Raw genomic sequence first — 23,186 nt, forward strand, 5'->3', positions numbered from 1 at the left:
AAATCACGCGCCGACTCTCTCGTGCGGGGTCGCCCTCTCACCCCTGACGCGAAATCGCCCCGCTGACCTCGCGCGCGAGGTCACCCCATCTCCCCTCGCGCGAAATCGCCCCGCTGACCCGCGCGCGAGGTCACCCCATCTCCCCTCGCGCGAAATCGCCCCGCTGACCCGCGCGTGAGGTCGCCCCTTGGCCCTCTCGTCGGAGGTCGCCTTCTCGCCCCTAACGCAAAATCGCCCGCCGCCCCTCTCGCGCGAGGTCACCTCCTCATCTCTCGCGCGAGGTGGCCTCTGGCCCTCTCGCGTGACGTCACCTCTGACCCTCTCGCGCAACGTCACCCTGGCCCTCTCGCGCAACGTCACCCCTGGCCCTCTCGCGCGACGTCGCTCCTTCGCCCCTCGCGCGAAGAGGGAAGCGCGGAAAGAGGGCGAGTGGGGAAGCGCCGCGCTACGCGCAGTCCGGGAAAAAGGAGCGAGGAGCGGAAGCGGGAAAGGCGCTAGAAGCGGAGGCGGGAAGGAACGCGCGGGAAGCGGAACCGGAACGAAGAAGCGCGCGGGAAGCGAGGAGCGGAAACCGGAAGACAGAGCGCTGGAAGACAGAGCGCCGGAAGAAGCAACGCGACGCGCGGAAGAGCAGGCGCGGAAGAGCAGGCGCAGGGAGAGCAGGCGCAGGAGAGCAGGCGCAGGAGAGCAGGCGCAGGAGAGCAGGCGCAGAGAGTTAGGCGCAGAAGAAGGAAGGCGCAGAAGAAGGAAGGCGCAGGACAGCGAGGCACAGAAGGAGGAAGGCGTGGGCAACGAGGCGCGAGAAGAACAAGGCAGGAAGAACGAGGCGCAGGAAAGAAGCGTGGAGGTGGGGCGGAAGAGGAGACGCGGAGGAGGGAAGGAAGGAAAACGGCGAAATGTCGGGAAAGCGGAGCTGGGCGAGGCCAAGGCATGCGGACGGCAGCGAAGGGGCGGCGTAGGAGCGCTCAAAGGGGCGGCGCCGACCAATTCGGTCCGGTTGTCATGCTCTGATCGTCGCCGGAAGCGCCGCCGCGCGTCATCATTGCCTCATGGTCCGGTTGTTCATCCTCCTGGCTGCCGTGCAGCTGGTGCTCTTCGTGCTGGCGCTGATCAGCTGCCTCTCGGCCGATCGGGTGCGTAGCGCGCCCCGCCTGGTGTGGGTTCTGGTGATCCTGCTGATCCCGCTGCTGGGCCCCATCGCGTACTTCGTCTGGGGGCGGCCCCTGCCGCCGCCGACGGAGGGTGGCCCCGTGCGCCGTGGCGCCTCGAGGCCCACCTCCCCCGACGACGACCCCGACTTCCTGCGGTCGGTCGACACCGAGAAGTCCCGCCGCGACAGCGAGATGCTCGCCCAGTGGGAAAGGGAGCTGAACAAGGGCGAGGAGGACTAGGCCAGGTTCGACGACCGGGGGTAGGCGTCGGCCGGGTCGGTCAGGACGTTCACCAGGTACGGCACGCCCGCGGCGAAAGCGCGCTCGAGCGCCGGGCCGATCCCCGACGCCTTCTCCACCGTCTCTCCGGCGCCGCCGAGGGCACGGACCACCTCGTCGTAGCGCAGGCCGGGTTGCAGGTCGGCGGCCACGTCGTACCCGTACATGGCCCGCATGGGGTGTTTCTCGAGGCCCCAGATGCCGTTGTTGCCGACCACCATGACCACCGGGAGTTGCTGCCGGACCAGCGATTCCACGTCCATCAGGGAGAAGCCGGCGGCGCCGTCACCGAACAGCACGCAGATCTGCCGGTCCGGGTACGTGACCCGGGCGCCCATGGCGTAACCCATGCCGGTGCCGAGGCAGCCGTACGGGCCCGGGTCGAGCCAGGTGCCGGGCCGGGACGGCTCGAGATACCTTCCGGCGTACGAGACGAAGTCGCCCCCGTCGCCGATCGTCACCGCGTCCGGGGCGAGGATTTTGCGCAGCTCGCCGTAGACGCGGGCCGGTTTGATCGGGTCGGTCTCGGCCGCCATCGCCTCGGCGTCGCGGGCCTGGCCGGCGTCCTCGGCCGAGCGCAGCCCCGCGATCCACTCGGCGTGGTCGGCCCGGTCGCCGGTGTGGTCGGCCAGCGCCGTGAGGATCAGCCGCAGGTCGCCGGCGGGTGAGACGGCCGGCGTCACGTGCGTGGCCCGCTGGGAGGGCGCGTCCACGATGTGCACGACCTGGGCCTCTCCGAACTCGCCGAAGCCGAGCCGGAAGTCGAGCGGCGTGCCGATCACGCAGACCACGTCGGCCTCGTTGAGGGCGGCCCGCCGGGCCTTGGCGAAGGCGAGCGGGTGGGTCGGCGGCAGCGCGCCCCGGCCCATGCCGTTGGTGAAGACCGGCACCTGCAGCGCCTCGGCCGCCGCCTTCAGCGCGTCGATCGCGTCGCCGCCCCACACGTCCGACCCCGCGATGATCACCGGCCGGGTGGCCGAGGCCAGGAGGCGGGCGGCTTCCTCGACCAGGGAAGGGTCCGGCTCGATCACCGGGATCGCCGGTGTGCCCGGCGCGGCCGCCTCGCCGGTGGAGAAGACGATCTCGAGGGGCAGGTCGAGGAAGGCCGGCCCGCGGTGGGCGGTGAGCGCGGCGGTCAGCGCGGCCCCGATCTCGCCCGCGACCGCGTCGGTGTCGCCGACCGTGCCCGCGTACTTGGTGATGGTCTTGACCAGCGGGACGTGGTCGAACTCCTGGAGGCTGCCCGAGCCCCAGCGGAACGCCGGCGCCCGGCCGCCCAGCACCAGCACCGGCGAGGCGTTGAAGAACGCGCTGGTCAGGCCGGAGATGCCGTTCGTCACGCCGGGTCCGGCGGTGAGCACGGCCAGCCCGGGGCGCCGCTGAAGCTTGGCCACGGCCTCGGCCGCGAAGACCGCGGACTGCTCGTGGCGTACGTCGTAGATCGGAAAACCGGTTTTGTGTGCCGCGTCGTAGAGCGGGAACACGTGTCCGCCGGAAAGGGTGAACATCTCCGTCACCCCGTACGCACGCAGGGCCGCCAGCGCCAGATCTCCGCCGTGCCCCTCGATCACCTCAGCCATGCCCAGCAGGTTACCGGTGAGTCAGATCCCCAGCAGCTCCCGAATCTCGCGCCACAGATTTTCCGCGTCGAGCGGCAGCGAGTCCCCGTTGCCGTAGCCGTACGCCACCACCAGCGCCACCAGGGGAACGACGATCATCAGCAGGGTGCTGAACGTGATCTGGAGGAACCGTACGAAGCCGCTGGAACGCTTGCGCGGCTTCTTCCCCGGCGGGCGCGGCGGCTGATAGGGCTGCGGCACCGGCGACATCGGCCGGCTCGGCGTCGCGGTCGCCACTGCCCGGGGAGGCACGGAGATGGGCCGGTCGGTAGGCGGTGGCGCGCTCACCGGCGGCGCGAAGGCGGACTTGGGGGTCGGCACGGTCGCGTGCGGATCGGGCGCCCAGTGGCTGTGATCGGCGTCCGGCCACGGATCGACCGGCGGCTGCAGTCCGGTGGTGCCGGGGATGTGCTCGACGACGGCCGGTTCCACCCGCACGGTCGCGGAGTCGGCCAGGCCGGTCGAGACCAGCCGCATCTCGGCCGTCGGCCCCGGGGCGGCCGGGCCGGAGGCCAGCAGCGCCGCGCCGGCCAGGATGCTGCCCTCGGCCACCACCAGCTCGGGCTGCTCGATCACCACCGGCGCCTCGCCCAGCTCGCGGTGCAGCAGGGTGGCCACGAGCGGGATGCGGCTGGCCCCACCGACCAGGAAGACGCCGGCCAGCCGGCCCTCGGGCAGGTCGGCCCAGTCGAGCATGCCCTTGGTGATGCGTACGGTTTGGTCGAGGATCGGCCGGGCCAGTTTCTCCAGCTCGTCGCGGGTCAGGTGCACCTCGGTGTCGAGCAGCGGCACCACGAAGTCGGCCGACTGGGTGCGCGACAGCCGCTCCTTGGCGATCCGCACCTCCTCCCAGAGCTGACGCTGCGCGCGCCTCTCCTGGGCCGTCGTGGGCTCCATCAGGCGCTGCCACTCGTCGGTTTTCAGGTGTTCGACGATGGCGGCGTCGATGTCCAGCCCGCCGATGTCGTCACGGCCGTCGACGGCCATGACCTCGAAGCCTTCCGCCGTACGGGCGACGACGCTCGCGTCGAAGGTGCCCGCCCCGAAGTCGTGGACCACGACGACCGACCCGATCGGCACGTCGCGGCCGAGCACCTCGGCGAAGTACGTGGCCGCGGCCACCGGCTCGGCGACCAGCCGGGCCCGGGTGAGCCCGGCCTGGGCGGCGGCCTCGGCCAGCAGCGTGCGGCGGGTCGCGCCCCAGGTGGCCGGGCAGGTGAGCGTCACCTCGGGCAGCAGCGGGCCGACCGCGCGGTGCCATTCCTCGGCCACCCGGGCCAGCACCGCCGCGATCAGGTCGACGACCGGCACCTCCTGCTCGCCCAGGAGCACGAGGCCGTCGTCGATGCGGCGTTTCGGGTTGGGCTCGAAGCGGGCCGGGTCGAAGCGGGCGGCGTGCACGGCGTCGCGGCCGACGACGAAACTGCCGTCGGGCTCGGCGTAGACGGCCGAGGGAAGCAGCGGGGACCCGTCGACCAGGATCGGGCGGGCGCGGCCGTCGGGCCAGCGCGCCACCGCGACAGTGTTCGAGGTACCGAAGTCCACGCCGAGGGCATGCCTCTTCGGCTCACCTTGGTCGATGGGCATGGACCGAGTCTAGGGGGTACCCGCCGTCAGACGATCTTCCAGCGCGGAGGGTCATACCGCGCGCGCAGACAGCGAACGAGTTCGCCGTCGCGGGTGCGCCCGAAGGCACCCTCGGGCCAACAACGATCACCGACTGTCACATCGCGCTGAAACTGCTCACCGTCCGGCCGCGGCCGGTCACCGGGCGTGGGTGAGCTGCTGGGCGAGGCGACGGGTGACTCCGGCGGCTCGGGCGGCAGCATGATCAACTCGCTCGACGGCGTGACGCTCGGCACAGCGGGCTTCGAGGTGACCGGCGGTGGCTTGGTCGCCTCCGGCGCGGCGGCGGTGACGGTGGTGGTGGCTTTCCGGGTGGGGCGGCGCGTCTTCGACACCGGCGCCTCGGGGCTGCGCGGGGCCGCCACCGGCGGCTCGGGAGCGGGAACGGCGGGCGCCGGCGCGGCCGCCGACGGGCGCGGTGGCGGGGCGGCGGCCTGGTCGACCGCCGCACCGGAACCGCCGGACTCGGAGCCGGACCGGCCGAGCGTGAGCCAGCCGATCAGGGCGCAGAGCAGAGCCTGCCCGATCACCAGGGCCACGGCCATGCGCACGGTGCGCCGCACCCCACGCGTGACCGGGACCGGTTCCACACCGCGTGACTTTATGGCAACTGATCGATATATGCGAGGGTCAGCGGCCCGTAAATGTGGGTTTACGCTTCTCGACGAAGGCGGTGGTGCCCTCGATCCGGTCGTCGGTGGCGAACAACCCGGCGAACAGCTGCGACTCCAGGGCCAGGCCGGAGGCGAGGTCGAGGTTGAGCCCGCCGTCCACGGCCAGCTTGGCCGCCCGCAGGGCCAGCGACGGCCCGGTCACGTACGGCCGGACGAGCTCGACCGCCGTCCGGTAGACGTCGGCGGCCGGCGCCACCCGGTCGGCCAGGCCGATCCGCAGGGCCTCCTCGGCGTCGACCATGCGGCCCGAGAAGATCAGATCCTTGGCGCGGGCCGGCCCGATCAGCCGGGCCAGCCGCTGGGTGCCACCGGCGCCCGGGATGATGCCCAGCTTGATCTCGGGCTGGCCGAGCTTGGCGTCGTCCGCCACCACTCGCCAGTCGCAGGCCAGGGCCAGCTCACAGCCGCCGCCGAGCGCGTAGCCGGTGATCGCGGCGGCGACCGGCTTGGGGATGCGGGCGACGGCGTCGAACGCGCTCGACAGCGCCTCGGCGCGGATCGCCATCTCCTGGTAGCCGACCTTGGTGAACTCGGTGATGTCGGCGCCCGCGGCGAAGACCTTCTCACCGCCGTACACGATGACGGCCTTGACTCCCTCGTCGCCGGCGGCGGAATGCGCGACGGCGCGAAGTTCTTCCTGAAGTTGGGTATTGAGAGCGTTCATCGGGGGCCGGTTCAGCTTGATGGTTCCGATACCGTCGTTGGTCTCCAGCGTCACGAACTCGCCCACGAACAGCCTCCTGAGTATTGGTTCAGGTCAGCCTACGACGGGTACGGAGATGACAATGACCACCTACTACCGGGACCCGGACGTGTGGATCACGTCCGGCGGCGTCCGGATGAACGGTGTCGATCTGGCTCTGGACGACCTGATCCAGGTCTGGCACACGCGTGGGCGCCGGTCCTGGGCGACGATCGCCGGCCGGGGCGCGCTGGGCCTGGCCATTCTCGTCCCGATCCTGCTGGGTGCGCTCGGCATCATGGTGGCGCTGCTGATCGACGCCTCCACCAGCACCACCATCGCGCTGGTGGGCGGCGGCGTGCTGGTCGGCCTGGCCACGGCGCCGCTGGCCGACGTGCTTCTGGAGCAGGTCGACCGCTCGTACGACCGAGGCAGCCGCACCCGGGAGATCTGGGCCCGGACCCCGACCGGCAAGGTCATGCTGCTGCGCACGCCCGACTCGGCGCGCTTCGGCCGCGTCTACCGGGCCCTTCAGCGGGCGCTCGAACCTTCTCTAAAGTGACGCGGATGAACAAACAAGCCGCCGGGCTCTCGGTCCTGCTCGCGACCACGGGCGCGCTGCACTTCGCCGCCCCGAAGCCGTTCGACGCGATCGTGCCGCGCTCCCTGCCGGGCTCCCCGCGCACCTGGACCTATCTGAGCGGCGCCGCCGAGCTGGCCGTGGCGGCCGCCGTCGCGCATCCCCGCACCCGGCGCGTGGGCGCCCTGGCCGCGGCCGGCCTGTTCGCCGCGGTCTTCCCGGCCAACGTCAAGATGGCGGTCGACTGGCGGCACGCCTCGCCGGCCAAGCGAGCCGTCGCCTACGGGCGGCTGCCGTTGCAGATACCGCTCGTTCTCTGGGCCCGCCGCGTTTTTGCCCAATAGCGTGCGGGCGGGGGGACGAGTCGGTGACCATCGGAACTGATGCGAGCCACCCAGACGCGCCCCACCGGTGTCGAGCGGACCTTCGGCCTCGACGAGATCATCGTGACGAAGACCGATCCGCGCGGCGTCATCACGTACGCCAACAGCGTCTTCCTGCGGACCTCGGCCCTCACCGAGGCCGAGGCGGTCGGGCAGCCGCACAACCTCATCCGGCACCCGGACATGCCCCGGGCCGTCTTCAAGCTGCTCTGGGACACCCTCGAGCAACGGCAGGAGATCTTCGCGTACGTGAAGAATCTGGCCGCCGACGGCGCCCACTACTGGGTCTTCGCCCACGTCACGCCCTCGTACGCGGCTGACGGCCGGCTCGCCGGCTACCACTCCAACCGCCGCTCCCCCGACAAGCACGTGATCACCGAGGTGAGCCGCCTGTACGACCGGCTGCTCACGGCCGAGCGGGGCGCGCCGAACACCAAGGCGGCGGTCGAGGCGGGGTGGCAGGCGATGCTGGCGGAACTCGGCGGCCAGACGTACGACGAATATGTCTGGGCCCTGACCACCGGTGCCCGCTGATGGCCGACGAGGTCCTCCGGCTGATCACCGATGTGTGCCGCCGGGCGGCCGCCGGTGACCTGGAGGCGCGCCTGCCCTCGATCGGCGACACCGACGAGGCCGTGGCCGCCCGCGAGGCGATCAACAACCTGCTCGACACCAGCGACGCGTTCCTGCGGGAGTCGAGCGCGGCCTCGGCGGCGGCCGCGCAGGGACGCTTCCACCGCCGCATCCTGACCCGCGGCCTGCGCGGCGCGTTCAAGACGGCGGCCGAGGAGATCTCCGCTTCCACATCGGTGATGAGCCAGAACGCGGCCCGCATCGCCGAGGCGAACGCGGCCCGGGTCGCGCTCGCCGACGACCTGGAGTCGGCCGTGCTCTCGGTGTCGGAGCAGGTGGCGACCGCGGCCACCGAGATGGGGGCCACGGCCAACGGGCTCGCCGACTTCGCGCGCGACGCGGTGAGCGAGGCGGAGCGCGGCCTGTCCACGGTGACCGGGCTGCGCGCGGCCTCCGATCAGATCCGGACGGCGGTCGACCTGATCAACGCGGTGGCCAAGCAGACCCGGCTGCTCGCGCTGAACGCGACCATCGAGGCTGCCCGCGCCGGTGAGGCCGGCAAGGGCTTCAGCGTGGTCGCGGGCGAGGTGAAGAACCTGGCCACGGAGACCAGCGCCTCCAGCGACGAGATCATGGGACAGGTCAACACCGTGCAGGAGGTGGCGAACGACGCGGTGACGGTCCTCGAGACGGTCACCAACAGCATCCGCGAGATGAGCGGCCTGGTCGACGGCATCGCCGCCGCGGTCGACGGCGGCGGCGACGTGGGCAGCACCGGCCTCTCCCAGCTGGCCGAGGTGCTGCGGTCCGAGGTCAACCGCTTCGTCACCACGGCCCGCCAGACCTAGCCCCGCTCTAGCCCCCGTTGTAGATCTCGTCGATCGCCGCGCGCGTGGGCAACGAATTGGAGGCGCCGACCTTGCGTACGCAGGCGGCCCCGGCCGCGTTGGCCCAGCGCACCGCCTCGATCAGATCGCGGCCCTCACCCCAGGCCACGGCCAGCGCGGCGGTGAAGGCGTCGCCGGCGGCGGTCGTGTCGACGACATTCACCTTGAACGACGGGACCTGCTCGTCGCGGCCCTCGCGGTCGGCGTACCGGGAACCGCTCCCGCCCAGCGTCAGCACCACCCGCGGCACCAGGGCGAGCAGGGCCGGCACGTCGATCGTGTCGCCGCCGGTGACGGCCAGGGCCTCGACCTCGTTGACCACCAGCAGGTCGACGTTCTCCAGCAGCTCCGGCGGCAGCTCCCGGGCCGGGGCCGCGTTCAGGATCATCCGGGTGCCGCCCGCCCGCGCGGCCCGGGCCGCCTCGATCACGGTCTCGACCGGAATCTCCTGCTGGCAGAGCAGCACGTCGGCGGCCGCGATCTCGTCCCGCTCGCCGTCGCTCAGGCCGGTGAAGGCGTTGTTGGCGCCCGGCGCGACCAGGATCGAGTTCTCCCCGGCGCGATCCACCATGATCACGGCGACGCCGGAGACCCCGTACGTCGTCCGCACGTGGGTCATGTCGACGCCGGCCCCGTTGAGCTGGGCGTTCAGGTTGACGCCGAACGAGTCGGAGCCGATCGCGCCGAGGAAGCAGGTGCGTCCGCCGGCCCGGGTGGCGCCGATCGCCTGATTGGCGCCCTTGCCGCCCGGCATCATCAGGAAGTCGTCGCCCAGCACCGTCTCACCCGGCCGGGGCAGGCGCTCGGCCAGCCCGACCAGGTCCATGTTGGCGCTGCCGGCGACCACGATCCGCGGGGACACGTCAGGCCGCCCGGGCCGTGTACCGGTCGCCGAACCGGTCGATGATCAGCGGCAGGCCGAACGTCTTGGACAGGTTGTCGGCGGTCATCACCTCGCCCAGCAGGCCGGCCGCGACGATGGTGCCCTCGCGCAGCAGCAGCCCGTGGGTGAAGCCCGGCGGGATCTCCTCGACGTGGTGGGTGACCAGCACCATGGCCGGCGAGTCGGGGTCGAGGGCGAGCTCGGTGAGGCGGGCGATCAGATCCTCCCGGCCGCCCAGGTCGAGGCCGGCGCTGGGCTCGTCGAGCAGCATCAGCTCGGGGTCGGTCATCAGTGCCCGGGCGATCAGGGTGCGCTTGCGCTCGCCCTCGGAGAGGGTGCCGAACTCGCGGTCGACCAGCGTGCCCATGCCGAGCTGGGCCAGCAGTTGCCGGGCGCGCGCCTCGTCCTGCGGGTCGTAGCTCTCCCGCCAGCGGCCCACCACCGACCAGGCGGCGGTGACCACGACATCGAGGACCCGCTCGTCGGCCGGCACCCGGTCGGCGAACTGGCCGGTGGCCAGGCCGATGCGGGTCCGCAGCTCGTTGATGTCGGTGCGCCCGAGACGCTCGGCCAGCACGTAGGCCGTGCCGCGGGAGGGGTGAAGCCGGCCCGAGGCCAGGTTGAGCAGGGTCGTCTTACCGGCGCCGTTCGGCCCGAGGACCACCCAGCGCTCGTCCAGCTCGACCTGCCAGGACAGGCTCCGAACCAGGAAGTTGCCGTTGCGGATCACGCTGACCCGGTCGAACGCGATGACGGTGTCGTCGTCGGGAGGGAGAGTCACGGGACCATCCAACCACGCGTTTTACCTCAGGCCGTTGTAGACCCGAACACCTCATCCCGTACGGCGTCGAGGGCCGTCCACAGCGCGCCGTGCAGCACCGGATCGGACTCCACCTCGGTGATGACGACCTTCGGGTGGACCAGCGTGATCGCGGCGACCTCCTGCTCGACGCGCTCGGCCAGGGCCGGGCCACCGGCGTGACTGATCTCGCCCGCCAGCACGACCAGAGGCGGGTCGAGAACGACACAGGTGGCCGCGACACCCAGGGCCAGCCGCGCGGCGAGCTCGTCGAGCACCGGCTCGCCGGCCTCACCGGCGGCGACGGCGTCCCGGATCACATCGGCCGCCTCGGCGCCGCGGAAGCCGTACTTCTTGCCGATGGTCTTGACCGCCTCGGCCCCGGCCAGGCTCTGGAAGGCGCCACGCACGCCGCCCTTGGCCGCCCGCTTGGACGAGTGCCGGGGCACCTCGGCGCCGGGCACGGGCAGATAGCCGATCTCGCCGGCGGCGCCCGTGCTGCCCTGATGCAGGCGGCCGTCGATGACACTGGCCAGACCGACACCGCGGCCGGCCCAGATCAGCACGAAATCGCGAACCCCGGTGGCGGCGCCGGTGCTCTGCTCGGCGACGGCGGCCATGTTCACGTCGTTGCCGAAGACGACCGGGGTGTGCAGGTCGCGGCGAAGGTCGTCGAGCAGCCCACGATGCCAGCGGGGCAGATCCCAGGCGAAGGAGATCTCGCCGCTCTGCGGATCGACCAGGCCCGGGGTGCCGAGCACGACCCGCCGCACCGAGCCCATGTCGGCGCCGGCCTCGGTCGCGGCCCGCACGACAGCGTTGTGCACGACGCCGACCGGGTCGTCGGTGTCCTTGGTGGACTGCTCGTCGCGCCCGATGATCGTGCCGGTGATGTCGGCACAGGCGGCGACGACCCGATCGGGCCCGACGTCGACGCCGATGACGTGGGCGCTGCCCGGGGTGACCGCGTACAGCTGGGCGTTGGGCCCGCGACCGCCGGCCTGCTCACCGACCCGGCGCACGAGACCGCGCTGCTCCAGGCGCTCCACCAGCTGCGAGGCGGTGACCTTGCTGAGGCCGGTCATCTCGCCCAGCTGGGCCCGGGTCAGCGGCCCGCGCGAGAGCAACAGTTCCAGCGCCGCGCGGTCGTTGAGCGCGCGCAACAGCCGGGGCGTGCCCGGAAGGCGGGTGGCGGCCATGCGATCCCCTACTTATTTAGGATTATTTCCTATTAGATTACCGGCACCCATCAAACGGGTAGGCGCAGCGTAGCGGTCCCGGCGCGTCGGCAACTCCCCCACCGATCGACCTCGAGCGATCATGGCAGGTCCCGCCCACGCCGACCAGGCCCGAAGCCCCGCCTTCACCCTTCCCACCTCCCAGCGCAACCGAGCCCTCGCCGTCATAGCGCCGCGCACCGCTCTTGTTGAACATGTTCAAGTTTCGGTCTACGCTCATGAGTGTTACTTGAACACGTTCAAGAAAGGCGATCCCATGGATCCGAAGGTGTGGATGTACCTCGCGTATCTCGCGGTCAGCGTCGGCCTGACCGTCTGGGTGGCCACCACGCTGTCCCGCAACGGGATGGTCTTCCTGGCCGACGTCTTCGCCGACGCGAAGCTGGCCAAGGCGGTCAACCAACTGCTGGTGATGGGCTTCTACCTGCTGAATCTGGGATACGTCACGGTGGCCATGCGATCGGGAGGCGCGATCGCCGACACGAGCGAGGCACTGGAGACCCTGTCCATGAAGATCGGGCTGGTGCTGCTCGTCCTCGGGGTTCTGCACTTCTGCAACGTCTTCTTCCTGGGCCGCTACCGGCGCGGCCGCCTGCGCCAGCAGCAAGCCGTCCCCCCACTGCCGCCGGCCGGCCGCCTTCCGTTCCACCCGCAGACCCCACCGCCGGCCCGAGCATGAGAACTCGCGAAATCAACCCGGCCGGCTCCGGGAACGGCCACCATGAACTCGGTCCGGCCGGTCACGGGGCCGGCCGGACCGAACCACTCGGCGGGATCGGGTCCTTCGCTGTTCTCTACGACGCGGGGTGCCCGATCTGCCGGGCTGCGGGGCGCTGGTTGCGGGGGCGGGCTCAACTCGTACCGCTGGAATTCATCCCCGCGGGGTCGGCCGTGGCGCGGCAACGGTTCGCCGGACTGGACCATGAGGCGACACTGCGGGACATCACGGTGATCGGCGATGACGGCTCGGTCTACGTGGGGGACGCGGCCTGGGTGGCATGCCTGTGGGCGCTTGCCGACTACCGGGCCATGGCGGAACGGATCAGTTCGCCGGTGCTGCTGCCGACCGCCCGCAAGTTCATCGCCGCCGTGTCCGCCCTCCGGGAGGCGACGCGCACGCCGGCCACCGAGGTCGGGGAGGCACGCGCGGACTGGGCGGGGGACTACGGTGACGGGTGTGACGACCGCTGCCGCTGAGCCGACCGGCCCGGACGACCCATCGCCGGCCACCCCGCTCACCGAGCCGCCCTCCCGGGTGGAGAAACCTCGGCGGGCTCGGGGCGAGCAGACGCGGCAGCTGATTCTGGAGACGGCGCTTCGGCTTTTCCGGGAGCGGGGGTACGCCGAGACGACCATGCGGGCCATCGCCAAGGAGGCGGGGGTCGCGGTCGGGAACGCGTACTACTACTTCGACTCCAAGGAACACCTGATTCAGGGGTTCTACGACCGGAACCAAGCCGCGCACCGGGCGGCGGCGGAAGAAGTCTTCGCCGCCGAGAAGGATTTGGCGCCGCGACTGCGCGGGGTGTTGCACGCGGGCATCGACGTCAACGGCCCGTACCACTCGTTTGCCGCCACCTTCTTCAAGAGCGCGGCCGAGCCGTCGTCGCCGCTGAGTCCGTTCTCGCGGGAGTCGTCGCCGGCGCGTGAGGCGGCCATCGCGATCTTCCGGGATGTGGTGGAGGGTTCGACGGCCAAGCTCGATCCGGAGTTGCGCCGTGAGCTGCCCGAGTTGCTGTGGCTCGGGTGGATGGGGGTCATTCTCTTTTGGGTGTACGACAGGTCGCCGGGCCAGAGGCGCACCCGCCGGCTCATCGACGGCGTCGTGCCGCTGATCGACCGGCTCGTCTCGCTGTCCCGGCTGCGGGTGCTGCGGCCCGCGTTGCGGCAGGTGCTGGGCCTGATCGACAGCATTCGCCGGGACGATTGATCACTTTCGGTAGTGCATCACCGCCGCCACGGTAAGTGATCGGCTCTGGACCTATATCCCTTGCTGTCCAGAAATAGCCGGATCTGTCGCCCATTCCGCGTGGGCCGAACGGCCATTTCGGCCACCGAGAGCTTTCGGCCGGCAACCACCGGCACGTAGCGTTATCACCGCAGGTGGATCTGGGGACGTCGCGGACAGTGGGCTCGGGCCACGGGACCGGTTCGAGCCTTCGCGACGCAGACGGTGAGCCGGGCCCGGCCGCGGATTTCGGGAGCAATCCGCCGCCGGCCCGGCTCACGCTGCATTCGGGCCGCAGAACCTCAGGCCGCCTTGAAAGACCGCAGGCGCAAGCTGTTGAGAACCACGAAGACCGAGCTCAGCGCCATCGTGGCCCCGGCGATCATCGGGTTGAGCAGGCCGGCCGCGGCCAGCGGCAGAGCCGCCACGTTGTAGGCGAAGGCCCAGAACAGGTTGCCGCGGATGATGTTCAGGGTGCGGCGCGACAACCGCACCGCGTCCACGGCGGCGCTCAGGTCATCGCGTACCAAAGTGAGATCTGAAGCCTGGATCGCGACGTCGGTGCCGGCGCCCATCGCCAACCCGAGATCGGCCTGGGCCAGCGCGGCCGCGTCGTTGACGCCGTCGCCGACCATGGCCACCGACTTGCCCTCGGCCTGCAGACCCTTGACCACGTCCACCTTGCCCGCCGGCAGCACCCCCGCGAAGACCTTGGTGATGCCGACCTCGGCCGCCACCGCCTCGGCGACCGGCGCGGCATCGCCGGTGACCAGCATCGGCTCCAGCCCCAGCCGCCGGAGCCGGGCGATCGCGGCCCGGCTCGTCGGCCGTACGGCGTCGGCCAGCCCCAGCCACCCCGCCACCACCCCATCGACGGACACCTCGACCCAGGTCGAGCCGTCGACAGCCGCCGAGGGCGGCGCCCCGGCCCCGATCACTACTTCCACGCCACCGACGCGGCCGCGCACGCCGACGCCGGCCGTCGCGTGGAAGTCCGTGACCGCGGGCAGCGCGCCCTTCTCCCGGGCGGCGTCCGCGATCGCGCGGCCGATCGGGTGCTCCGAGGCCGCCTCGACCGCGCCCGCCAGCCTCAACAGCTCCGCCGGGTCGGTTCCGCCGGCCGGGATCAGCGCCGCCAGCGCCATCCGGCCCGTGGTCACCGTGCCCGTCTTGTCCAGCACGATCGTGTCGGCCCGGCGGGTCGACTCCAGGGCCTCCACGCCCCGGATCAGGATGCCCAACTGGGCGCCACGGCCCGTACCCACCAGCAAGGCCGTCGGCGTGGCCAGGCCGAGGGCACAGGGGCAGGCGATGATCAGTACGGCCACCGCCGCCGTGAACGCCGCGGACGATCCCTCGCCGGTACCGAGCCAGTAGCCGAGCGTCCCCACCGCGAGGGCGATCACCACCGGCACGAACACGCCCGAGATCCGGTCGGCCAGGCGCTGCACGGCCGCCTTGCCGTTCTGCGCCTCCTCGACCAATCGCGCCATCTGCGACAACTGGGTGTCGGCGCCCACCTTCTCGGCCCGCACCACCAGGCGCCCGCCGGCGTTCACCGTCGCGCCCGTCACCGGGTCACCCGGCCGTACCTCGACCGGCACCGACTCACCGGTCAGCAGGCTGACGTCCAGCGCCGACACTCCGTCGACCACCACGCCGTCGGTGGCGACCTTCTCACCCGGCCGTACCAGGAAGATGTCACCCGGCGTGAGATCGCCGGCCGGAATGACCCGCTCGACGCCGTCCGCGAGGACGGTGACCTGCTTGGCCCCGAGCTCGAGCAGCGACCGCAGCGCGTCACCGGCGCGGCGCTTGGCCCGCGCCTCCAGATAGCGCCCGGCGAGCAGGAAGGTGGTGACCCCGGCCGCCGCCTCCAGGTAGATCGCGTCGCCGTCGCTCGCGGTCAGGGAGAACGGGTGCGTCATGCCCGGCATCCCGGCGTCACCGAGGAACAGCGCCCAGATCGACCATCCGAAGGCGGCCAGCGTGCCCATCGACACGAGCGTGTCCATGGTGGCCGCGCCGTGCCGCAGGTTCACGAAGGCCGACCGGTGGAACGGCCACCCGCCGTACACCACGACGGGTGAAGCAAGCACGAGCGACAACCACTGCCAGTAGTCGAACTGCCATGACGGAACCATGGCCAAGACGATCACCGGAAGGCTGAGCACGGCCGAGATCAGCAGCCGGTCGCGCAGCGGATCCCGCCGCTCCGCGACGTCCACCGGCTTCTCCGGCGCGGGCTCGGCCGCCGTGTAGCCGGTCTTCTCGACCACAGCGATCAGGTCGGCGGCGGAGACGGAGACCGGAACCGTGGCCCGCGCTTTCTCCGTGGCGTAGTTGACAGTGGCCGTCACGCCGTCCACCCGATTCAGCTTCTTCTCGATGCGATTGGCGCACGCCGCGCACGTCATCCCACCGATCTCCAGCTCGATCACCCGCTCCATGCCTCCGAGCATACCCCTCGGGGGTACGGGTATGCCTCACCGTAAGCCCTGGATGGATGCGGCCACCCTTGCGGGCGCCGACCGCTCAGCAACGTGCCCCTGCCCGCGCAGGGTCGTCCGCGTCGCGTTCGGCAGGACTCTCTCCAGCGCTTGCAAGCAGGGCTGGGCAGGGCAGCGCCGGACATTGCGGACAGCCCCAGACAGCGCGAAACGGCATCGGACGGCGCGGTACGCCGTGGGACGGCGCGGTACGCCGTGGGACGGCGCGGTACGCCGTGGGACGGCCCCGGTATGCCATGGGACCGCGTGGGACGGCCCGGTACGGCATGCGACGGCATGGGATGGTCCGGTACGGCGCGGCACAGCATGGGACGGCGCGGCACAGCATGGGACGGTGCGGCACAGCATGGAACGGCGCGGTACGGCAAGAGACGGCGCGGCACGGCAACGGACGGCATGCGAGGGCGCGGGACGGCAAGGGAAGGGCCGAGGCAGTGCCAAGCCGGGGTCGAGGCCGGGGCCGCTGCCGAAGTTGGATTTGGCGTCGAGACGGGTCGGTGTTGAGGCCCAGTTTGGCTCGGGCTGGCATTCTCGGGCCAGGGCCCAAATTCGAACCGAGGCTCCGGCCGGAGCCGGGCGGGAGCCGGAGCCGGGCGGGAGCCGGAGCCAGAGACGGGCCGGAGCCGTAGCCGAGCCGGAGCCGTAGCCGAGCCGAGGCCGAATCGCGCAGCTTCTCAAGGGGGCCAGGGATGCGGCCGAGTCGGGCGAGGTCGAAGCCAGCTAAGACCCGAGGCTGAAGTCGGCCGAATTCGAGGTTCACGCTCGGGCCGGGGCTTGTCGCCGGGGCCATGGTCGGGTAGAAGGCTAGGGCCGACGGCAGGCGGGCGACCGAGGCCGACGCCGGGCAGGAGGCTAGAGCCGACGGCAGGCGGGCGACCGAGATCGACGCCGGGCGGTGCGACCGAGGCCGATGCCGTGCGGGCCAGGCCGATGCCGGGCGGCAAGCCAAGGTCGACGCCGTGCTGGAGGCGAGAGGCGGGCCGAGCGGGAAGCCAGGGGCGGTGCCGAGACGGGGCCGACAGCGCGGCGGCGGGCAGGGCCCGGCTGGGGCCGGGCCCTGACGAGCGGCGGGGAGGGGCGGGGTCAGCTTGCCGGGGTCTCCGCTGTGGCGATCAGGGTGGCTCGGCCGAGGATGTGGCCGGCCATGGTGAAGCCGAGGTTGGCTGGGGTGGCGTCGGCCGGGACGCCGATGTCGGGGACGTCCAGGGCGTGCACCGTGATGAAGTAGCGGTGTGCGCCGTGGCCGGCCGGCGGGGCCGCGCCCAGGAAGCGGGCCAACCGGGCGTCGTTCGGCAACTGCACCGCGCCTGGCGGCAAGCCGGAGCCGCTGTCGTCGCCCGCGCCCTCGGGCAGGGACGTGACGTCGGCCGGGATGTTGGCGACCGCCCAGTGCCAGAAACCGGAACCGGTCGGCGCGTCCGGGTCGTACACCGTCACCGCGTAACTCTTCGTTCCGGCCGGCGCCCCGCTCCAGCTCAGCTGCGGGGAGGCGTCCTCGCCGCCGGGGATGCCGAACATGCCGGAGTGCTGTGCGGCGGGCAGTGGCTGCCCGTCGGCGACGGTTGTGCTGGTGACTGTGAAGGTGGGCGCCGAAGGAAGGCGCGCGAAAGGATCGTTCATAGTCGACTACCCTACGGATAATCGATTATCTGCGCCAGATAGGGTGATCCTTGTGACCCCCTCGGAACGGATGTACCTGGCGCTGCGGGCGGCCATCCTGCACGGCGACTTCGCCCCGCGGCAGCCCCTGAAGCCGCAGGAACTGGCCACCCAGCATGTGGTCAGCCTGGCCGTCGCCCGCGAGACCCTGCTGCGCCTGGTCGGTGAAGGGCTGGCCGACCGGCTGCCCAACCGGGGCTTCGCCGTGCCGGACACCGGTGACGAGCGGTGGCAGCAGATCGCCGAGGCGCGGGCCACCGTCGAACCGGCCATGCTGCGGATGGCCATCGAGCGCGGTGACCTCGAGTGGGAGGTCCGTGTGCGGGCCGCCCATCATCGGCTGGCGCGGGCCACGCCGTACGAGCAGGATCCCGATGGCTGGTCCGAGGCCCATCGGCTTTTTCATCGCACGCTGCTCGAGGCGTGCGGCAACGACGTGCTGATGGGCACCTTCGACCGGCTCTGGACCGACAGCGAGCTGGCCCGGCGCTGGTCGGCCGTCAAGGGGCCGGCCCGCGACGCCGCCGCCGAACATCTGGCGCTGGAGGAGGCCGTTCTGGCGCGGGAGGCCGACCGGGCGGCCGGCCTCCTACGCCATCACGTGACCCGGACCGTCAAGCCGCTGACGAGGTCTTGACCAGGGTTCGGATCTGGCGCAGCAGCACCGACAGGGCGGCCAGCTCGGCCGGGGTGTCGCCCACGTTGCCCATGGCGTTGGCGGCCCGGGCGATGGAGGCGGCATTGACGCGTTCCCATTCGGAGACGCGGTCGTCGGCCGAGGCGTCCGCCGGTGTCGACTGCAGGACCTCGGCTGTCAGGGCGGCCAGCGCCGCGTACAGGTCGTACCGCAACGCCATGCGGGCCAGCGTCTGCCAGCGGTCGCCGCGCGGGAGCTTGGAGATGTGCGACAGCAGCTGGTCGATGTGGAAGCGCTCGGACAGGGCGAAGTAGACCGGGGCCACCTCGTCCGCGTCGCGGCCGGTGGCCACGCCCGTCTCCAGGATGTCGAGCAGGCCGAAACCGTAGTTGACCAGCGTCACCCGCTCGGCCAGCTCCATCGGCACGCCCTTGTCGACCAGCCAGCCGATGTGCTCGTCCATCGAGAGACGTTCGTTGCCCTTGAGCACCGCCGACATTCTCGGCATGAGGTCCTGTACGCCGTGCCGCAGCCGCGCCACCTCGCCGGCCACGTCGATCGGCGAGCGCCGGGTGCTCACCAGCCAGCGGACGGCCCGGTCGAGCAGCCGCCGCGACTCCAGGAAGACCAGTGTCTGGGCCGGCGTCGGCACCTTGTTGTCCAGGGCCTCGGCTTCGGCCCAGATGCCGGCCAGCCCGTACGTGTCGCGGATGACCACGTAGGCCCGGATGACGTCGGCCGCCGAGGCGCCGCTCTCCTCCATGGCGCGGAAGATGAACGACGTACCGCCGCGGTTGACCACCTCGTTGACCAGGACCGTCGTGATGATCTCGCGGCGCAGCCGGTGGCCGGCCATCCGGGTGGCGAACCGCTCGCGCAGCGGCGTCGGGAAGTATCCGGACAGGACGGAGGCCGTCCACGGCTCGTCGACCAGCTCGTCGGCCAGGACCTCCCGCTCCGCGGCGATCTTGACGTACGCCAGAAGGACCGCGAACTCGGGCGCCGTCAGCCCCTCGCCGTTCTCGTAGCGGGTGGCCAGCTCGGCGTCGGTCGGCAGGGCTTCGAGCTCGCGGTTGAGCTGCCCGCTCTCCTCCAGCCAGGTCAGCATGCGCCGGTGCACCGGCAGCAGCGAGTGTGCCTGGGAGCGGGCGTTGCCCAGGGCCTGCGCCTGCTCGTAGTTGTCGCGCAGCACCAGCGCCGCGACCTCGTCGGTCATGGTGGCCAGCAGCTCGTCCCGCTCGGGCAGGGACAACTCGCCGTCGGTGACCGCGCCGCCCAGCAGGATCTTGATGTTGACCTCGTGGTCGGAGCAGTCCACACCGGCCGTGTTATCGATGAAGTCGGTGTAGATGCGGCCGCCGGTGCGGGCGAACTCGATGCGCCCGCGCTGGGTCAGGCCCAGGTTGCCGCCCTCGCCCACGACCCGGCAGCGCAGCTGGCCGCCGTTGACGCGGATGGCGTCGTTGCCCTTGTCGCCGACGTCCGCGTGCGTCTCGGCGGACGACTTGACGTACGTGCCGATGCCGCCGTTCCACAACAGGTCGACCGGCGCGCGCAGGATGGCCCGCATGAGCTCGACCGGGCTGATCGCCGTGGCGTCGCCCAGATCGAGGGCAGCGCGCACCTCCGGCGAGACAGGGATCGATTTCGCCGTACGGGGATAGACCCCACCGCCCTGCGAAATAAGCGACTTGTCGTAATCGTCCCACGAGGAGCGCGGCAGGTCGAAGAGCCGCCGGCGCTCGGCGAACGACGCGGCCGGATCGGGAGCGGGGTCCAGGAAGATGTGCCGGTGGTCGAAGGCGGCCACGAGCTTGATGTGCGACGAGAGCAGCATCCCGTTGCCGAAGACGTCGCCGCTCATGTCGCCCACGCCGACCACTGTGAAGTCCTGGGTCTGGGTGTCGAGGCCGAGGTCGCGGAAGTGCTTCTTGACCGATTCCCACGCGCCCCGCGCCGTGATGCCCATCTTCTTGTGGTCGTAGCCGGCCGAGCCACCGCTCGCGAAGGCGTCGCCCATCCAGAAGTCCTTGCCCACGGAGATCTCGTTGGCGATGTCCGAGAACGTGGCCGTGCCCTTGTCGGCCGCGACCACCAGGTACGGGTCGTCGCCGTCGTGCCGGACCACGTCCCGCGGCGGCACGATCTTGCCACTGTGGATGTTGTCGGTGACGTCGAGCAGGGCCGTGATGAAGCGCTTGTAGCACTCCACCGCCTCGTCCCGGTCGCCCGGCTTCTGCTTGAGCACGAAGCCGCCCTTGGCGCCGACCGGCACGATCACCGCGTTCTTCACCATCTGCGCCTTGACCAGGCCCAGAATCTCCGTACGGAAATCCTCGCGCCGGTCCGACCAGCGCAGCCCACCGCGGGCCACCGCGCCGAACCGCAGGTGGACGCCCTCGAAGCGCGGCGAGTACACGAAGATCTCGTACTTCGGGCGCGGCTGGGGCAGGTCGGGGATGGCCTGCGGGTCGAGCTTGAACGCCACGTACGACTTCGGCCGCCCGTCGGCGCCGCGCTGGAAGAAACTGGTCCGCAGCGTGGCCTGGATCAGCGTCAGGTACGAGCGCAGAATCCGGTCCTGGTCGAGGCTGTCCACGTCGTCGAGCAGCCCGGTGATCCGGTCGACCAGCTCGCCGGCCAGATGCGACCGCTGCTCCTCGCCGGCCTCCAGCCGCGGCGAGAACCGCGTCTCGAACAGGCGCACCAGCAGGCGGGCGATCTCCGGGTAAGCGATGAAGGTCGACTCGAGGTAGCGCTGGGAGAAGACGCTGCCGGTCTGGCGCTGATATTTGGCGTACGCCCGCAGCACCACCACCTGACGCCAGGTGAGCCCGGCCCGTAGCACCAGCTCGTTGAAGCCGTCGACCTCGGCCTCGCCCCGCCAGGCGGCCGCGAACGCGTTCTCCACCTGCGGGCGGACCTCGGCCAGCTCGCGGTGCGCGGCCGGCGGCCGCAACCCGAAGTCGTACAGGTAGATGGTGCCGTCGCTGCGCCGGATCTCGTACGGCCGCTCGTCGACCACCTGCACGCCGAGCGAGTGCAGCACCGGCAGCACCGCCGAGAGCAGCATCGGCTCGCCGTACCGGTAGACCTTGAACCGCACGTCGTGCTCGTCCGGCTCGGGCTCGCCCGTCCGGCCCGGCCGCCGCTTGCGGTACAGGTGCATCTCGAGCTGGCCCTCCTCCTCGAGGAGCTCGAGTTTGGCCAGGTCCTGCATGCCCTCGTACGGCGTGTGGCCGTCCTTGTAACTGTCGGGGTACGCCGTCGAGTAGCGGCCGAACAGGTCGCGGGCCGCCTCCTCGCCGAGCTTGCGCTCGAGCACCAGGGAGAAGTCGTCGTCCCACATGCGGGTGGCGTCGGCCAGCATCTCGGCCAGCGCGTTCGGGTCGACCTTGCCCGGCGGGTCGGCCGGGTCCGTACGCACGATGAAGTGCACCCGGGCCAGCATCCGCTCGGTGACCCGGGTCGTGTAGTCGAGACCCACGCCGTTCAGCTCGCGGAGCAGGATCTCCTGCATGTGCAGGCGGTTGCCGGTGGTGAACCGGTCGCGCGGCATGTAGACCAGGCACGAGATGAACCGGCCGTAGCCGTCGCGCCGCAGGAACAGGCGCAGCTGGCGGCGGCCGGCCATCCGCAGGACACCGATCACCGCCTCGTACAGGTCATCGGTCTTGATCTGGAAAAGCTCGTCGCGGGGGTAGGTCTCGAGGATCTGCAGCAGGTCCTTGCCGGAGTGCCCGCGCGGCGACAGGCCCGAGCGGTCGAGCACCTCCATGACCTTGCGCTTGACGACCGGCAACTCACGGACGCTGGTCCGGTACGCCGAGGAGCTGAACAGGCCCAGGAAGCGCCGCTCACCGATCACCTCGCCGTCCGGCCCGAACATCTTGAAGCTGATGTAGTCGAGGTAGGCCGAGCGGTGCACCGTGGCCCGCGAATTGGCCTTGGTGATGACCAGGAGCCTTTTCTCCAGGGCCCTCTTGTACGCCTCGGGGGTCATCGACGACAGCTTGCGGGGCTTGCTGTCGCCGCGCAGGATACCCAGCCCCGTGCCGGGCACGGCGCCGAGCACGTCACCGTCGAGCCGGTACTCCCGGTAGCCCAGGAACGTGAAATGGTCGTGGGCCAGCCACTTGAGCAGCTCGATGGAGTCGGTGACGTCCTTGTCCGGCACCGGCAGCTTGCGCTCGGAGCCGCGAGCGGTGGCCAGCTCGTCGGCGATCACTATGGCCCGCTGGCGCATCCGGGGCCAGTCCTCGACCGCGTCGCGCACGTCGGTCAGCACCCGGCGGACCTCGTTGAGCAGCTGCTCCCGGGTGTCCTCGGAACGGATCGGGTCGATCTCGATGCGGATCCAGCTCTCGACCAGGTCACCCTCGATCGCGTCGTCCGGCTCGACATCGGCCGCCAGCTCGGCCAGCGCGCCGAGCGGCTCGCGCCGCACCACGATCAACGGGTGCACCAGCAGGTGCACCTGCAACTGGTGGGCCGACAGCAACGCGATCACCGAGTCGACCAGGAACGGCATGTCGTCGGTGACGATCTGCACGACCGTGTGGCACTGCGACCCGGACGGCGGCGTGATGGCCAGTTTCAGCTCGCCCGGCAACCTGGTGCGGGCGAGCTCGCGATGGGCGACCGCGGCGTCGTACATCTCCCGCGGCGTGAACCCGACCAGCTCCTCGTCGGGCGCGAACCGCCAGAAGCGGCCCACGAGCTGGGCAGTTGCGTGATCGCGGCCCGCTACCTCGACGGCCTGGGCCACCAACCGCTCCCCGTTGGGCAGCGGCTCGTCGAGCTCGCCCTCCTCGGCGGAGGCGCCGAGGCGCCCCGTCAGGGCCAGCCCCGGTCCGGCGGCATAGTCCAGATCGGCTTCGGTCTCGGTTGCGGCCTCATCGGCGACAGCCATGGTCTGGCGCTCCCCTCACCCACCACACTGTGGGCTCGAACATGTCGACGACAGCCTAGAACGCGCCGGAGGCGGCGATCACACTCGCGGTGTGAACGGTCCGATCGGCGGCGATTTTGACCTTTGTCACCGGACTCGGGTCAACG

19 protein-coding genes are annotated in these 23,186 nt (G+C 71.2%); 9 read left to right on the forward strand and 10 right to left on the reverse strand.

The window, feature by feature from the left end; all coding sequences use genetic code 11:
- Positions 1-1,049 precede the first annotated feature (1,049 nt).
- Positions 1,050-1,391: a PLDc N-terminal domain-containing protein gene (locus tag ACGFJ7_RS02900; protein WP_360242371.1), complete on the forward strand. Its 342-nt coding sequence runs from the start codon at positions 1,050-1,052 to the stop codon at positions 1,389-1,391.
- Here ACGFJ7_RS02900 and ACGFJ7_RS02905 read toward each other — a convergent pair.
- From ACGFJ7_RS02905 to ACGFJ7_RS02920, 4 genes are read right to left on the reverse strand one after another with little or no spacing between them, the layout of a single operon-like run.
- Complete coding sequence (locus tag ACGFJ7_RS02905) at positions 1,388-3,010, reverse strand: acetolactate synthase (RefSeq protein ID WP_360242374.1); 1,623 nt, start codon at positions 3,008-3,010, stop codon at positions 1,388-1,390. The genes ACGFJ7_RS02900 and ACGFJ7_RS02905 overlap by 4 nt on opposite strands.
- Before the next feature lie 21 nt (positions 3,011-3,031).
- The gene (locus tag ACGFJ7_RS02910; RefSeq protein WP_360242377.1) at positions 3,032-4,636 is read right to left on the reverse strand and encodes an Hsp70 family protein; all 1,605 of its coding nucleotides are present in this window, start codon (positions 4,634-4,636) and stop codon (positions 3,032-3,034) included.
- A gap of 26 nt (positions 4,637-4,662) precedes the next feature.
- A complete protein-coding gene (locus ACGFJ7_RS02915; RefSeq protein ID WP_360242380.1) occupies positions 4,663-5,265 on the reverse strand; it encodes a hypothetical protein in 603 nt (200 codons plus the stop codon).
- A gap of 40 nt (positions 5,266-5,305) precedes the next feature.
- Entirely contained in the window at positions 5,306-6,079 is a 774-nt protein-coding gene (locus ACGFJ7_RS02920) for an enoyl-CoA hydratase/isomerase family protein (protein ID WP_392640509.1), read from the reverse strand.
- A gap of 55 nt (positions 6,080-6,134) precedes the next feature.
- Between ACGFJ7_RS02920 and ACGFJ7_RS02925 the strand changes: the two genes are divergently transcribed.
- From ACGFJ7_RS02925 to ACGFJ7_RS02940, 4 genes are read left to right on the forward strand one after another with little or no spacing between them, the layout of a single operon-like run.
- Positions 6,135-6,593: a DUF6232 family protein gene (locus ACGFJ7_RS02925; RefSeq protein WP_360242386.1), complete on the forward strand. Its 459-nt coding sequence runs from the start codon at positions 6,135-6,137 to the stop codon at positions 6,591-6,593.
- A 5-nt stretch (positions 6,594-6,598) separates the two neighbouring features.
- The gene (locus tag ACGFJ7_RS02930; RefSeq protein ID WP_360242389.1) at positions 6,599-6,955 is read left to right on the forward strand and encodes a hypothetical protein; all 357 of its coding nucleotides are present in this window, start codon (positions 6,599-6,601) and stop codon (positions 6,953-6,955) included.
- A gap of 39 nt (positions 6,956-6,994) precedes the next feature.
- On the forward strand, positions 6,995-7,528 hold the full coding sequence (locus ACGFJ7_RS02935; protein WP_360242392.1) for a PAS domain-containing protein: 534 nt from the start codon (positions 6,995-6,997) through the stop codon (positions 7,526-7,528).
- On the forward strand, positions 7,528-8,415 hold the full coding sequence (locus ACGFJ7_RS02940) for a methyl-accepting chemotaxis protein (protein ID WP_360242395.1): 888 nt from the start codon (positions 7,528-7,530) through the stop codon (positions 8,413-8,415). Before ACGFJ7_RS02935 ends, ACGFJ7_RS02940 begins: the two co-directional genes overlap by 1 nt.
- A 7-nt stretch (positions 8,416-8,422) precedes the next feature.
- On the opposite strand, the gene ACGFJ7_RS02945 is transcribed toward ACGFJ7_RS02940, so the two are convergent.
- The 3 genes from ACGFJ7_RS02945 to ACGFJ7_RS02955 are packed head-to-tail and all read right to left on the reverse strand — an operon-like array spanning position 8,423 to position 11,335.
- Positions 8,423-9,316, reverse strand: coding sequence for a ribokinase (locus ACGFJ7_RS02945; protein WP_360242398.1), 894 nt, complete (start codon positions 9,314-9,316; stop codon positions 8,423-8,425).
- A 1-nt stretch (position 9,317) separates the two neighbouring features.
- Positions 9,318-10,118, reverse strand: coding sequence for an ABC transporter ATP-binding protein (locus ACGFJ7_RS02950; protein WP_392640514.1), 801 nt, complete (start codon positions 10,116-10,118; stop codon positions 9,318-9,320).
- 26 nt (positions 10,119-10,144) lie between these two features.
- Positions 10,145-11,335, reverse strand: a complete 1,191-nt coding sequence (locus ACGFJ7_RS02955; protein ID WP_360242404.1) for an ROK family transcriptional regulator — start codon at positions 11,333-11,335, stop codon at positions 10,145-10,147.
- 295 nt (positions 11,336-11,630) lie between these two features.
- Between ACGFJ7_RS02955 and ACGFJ7_RS02960 the strand changes: the two genes are divergently transcribed.
- The 3 genes from ACGFJ7_RS02960 to ACGFJ7_RS02970 are packed head-to-tail and all read left to right on the forward strand — an operon-like array spanning position 11,631 to position 13,304.
- Positions 11,631-12,053, forward strand: a complete 423-nt coding sequence (locus ACGFJ7_RS02960) for a hypothetical protein (RefSeq protein WP_360242407.1) — start codon at positions 11,631-11,633, stop codon at positions 12,051-12,053.
- Positions 12,050-12,571, forward strand: coding sequence for a thiol-disulfide oxidoreductase DCC family protein (locus ACGFJ7_RS02965; RefSeq protein ID WP_392640517.1), 522 nt, complete (start codon positions 12,050-12,052; stop codon positions 12,569-12,571). The genes ACGFJ7_RS02960 and ACGFJ7_RS02965 overlap by 4 nt, the downstream gene beginning before the upstream one ends.
- Positions 12,552-13,304 (forward strand): TetR family transcriptional regulator, encoded by a 753-nt coding sequence (locus ACGFJ7_RS02970; protein ID WP_392640519.1) that lies wholly within the window; start codon positions 12,552-12,554, stop codon positions 13,302-13,304. The genes ACGFJ7_RS02965 and ACGFJ7_RS02970 overlap by 20 nt, the downstream gene beginning before the upstream one ends.
- A 320-nt stretch (positions 13,305-13,624) precedes the next feature.
- Here ACGFJ7_RS02970 and ACGFJ7_RS02975 read toward each other — a convergent pair whose 3' ends face one another.
- Positions 13,625-15,772, reverse strand: coding sequence for a heavy metal translocating P-type ATPase (locus ACGFJ7_RS02975; RefSeq protein ID WP_360242413.1), 2,148 nt, complete (start codon positions 15,770-15,772; stop codon positions 13,625-13,627).
- 1,143 nt (positions 15,773-16,915) lie between these two features.
- Positions 16,916-17,452 (reverse strand): YbhB/YbcL family Raf kinase inhibitor-like protein, encoded by a 537-nt coding sequence (locus ACGFJ7_RS02980; protein ID WP_360242416.1) that lies wholly within the window; start codon positions 17,450-17,452, stop codon positions 16,916-16,918.
- 52 nt (positions 17,453-17,504) lie between these two features.
- Between ACGFJ7_RS02980 and ACGFJ7_RS02985 the strand changes: the two genes are divergently transcribed.
- Positions 17,505-18,128 (forward strand): GntR family transcriptional regulator, encoded by a 624-nt coding sequence (locus tag ACGFJ7_RS02985; protein WP_392640521.1) that lies wholly within the window; start codon positions 17,505-17,507, stop codon positions 18,126-18,128.
- On the opposite strand, the gene ACGFJ7_RS02990 is transcribed toward ACGFJ7_RS02985, so the two are convergent.
- The gene (locus tag ACGFJ7_RS02990; RefSeq protein WP_392640523.1) at positions 18,106-23,040 is read right to left on the reverse strand and encodes an NAD-glutamate dehydrogenase; all 4,935 of its coding nucleotides are present in this window, start codon (positions 23,038-23,040) and stop codon (positions 18,106-18,108) included. The two genes, ACGFJ7_RS02985 and ACGFJ7_RS02990, sit on opposite strands and share 23 nt — an antisense overlap.
- Positions 23,041-23,186 lie beyond the last annotated feature (146 nt).

The sequence above is a fragment of the Actinoplanes sp. NPDC048988 genome (genome assembly GCF_043197815.1).
GTDB lineage: Bacteria > Actinomycetota > Actinomycetes > Mycobacteriales > Micromonosporaceae > Actinoplanes.

Coding starts and splice junctions, on each gene's coding strand:
- ACGFJ7_RS02900 (WP_360242371.1), top strand. CDS start 1,050: ATGGTCCGGTTGTTCATCCTCCTGGCTGCCGTGCAGCTGGTGCTCTTC.
- ACGFJ7_RS02905 (WP_360242374.1), bottom strand. CDS start 3,010: ATGGCTGAGGTGATCGAGGGGCACGGCGGAGATCTGGCGCTGGCGGCC.
- ACGFJ7_RS02910 (WP_360242377.1), bottom strand. CDS start 4,636: ATGCCCATCGACCAAGGTGAGCCGAAGAGGCATGCCCTCGGCGTGGAC.
- ACGFJ7_RS02925 (WP_360242386.1), top strand. CDS start 6,135: ATGACCACCTACTACCGGGACCCGGACGTGTGGATCACGTCCGGCGGC.
- ACGFJ7_RS02930 (WP_360242389.1), top strand. CDS start 6,599: ATGAACAAACAAGCCGCCGGGCTCTCGGTCCTGCTCGCGACCACGGGC.
- ACGFJ7_RS02935 (WP_360242392.1), top strand. CDS start 6,995: ATGCGAGCCACCCAGACGCGCCCCACCGGTGTCGAGCGGACCTTCGGC.
- ACGFJ7_RS02940 (WP_360242395.1), top strand. CDS start 7,528: ATGGCCGACGAGGTCCTCCGGCTGATCACCGATGTGTGCCGCCGGGCG.
- ACGFJ7_RS02955 (WP_360242404.1), bottom strand. CDS start 11,335: ATGGCCGCCACCCGCCTTCCGGGCACGCCCCGGCTGTTGCGCGCGCTC.
- ACGFJ7_RS02960 (WP_360242407.1), top strand. CDS start 11,631: ATGGATCCGAAGGTGTGGATGTACCTCGCGTATCTCGCGGTCAGCGTC.
- ACGFJ7_RS02965 (WP_392640517.1), top strand. CDS start 12,050: ATGAGAACTCGCGAAATCAACCCGGCCGGCTCCGGGAACGGCCACCAT.
- ACGFJ7_RS02975 (WP_360242413.1), bottom strand. CDS start 15,772: ATGGAGCGGGTGATCGAGCTGGAGATCGGTGGGATGACGTGCGCGGCG.
- ACGFJ7_RS02980 (WP_360242416.1), bottom strand. CDS start 17,452: ATGAACGATCCTTTCGCGCGCCTTCCTTCGGCGCCCACCTTCACAGTC.
- ACGFJ7_RS02990 (WP_392640523.1), bottom strand. CDS start 23,040: ATGGCTGTCGCCGATGAGGCCGCAACCGAGACCGAAGCCGATCTGGAC.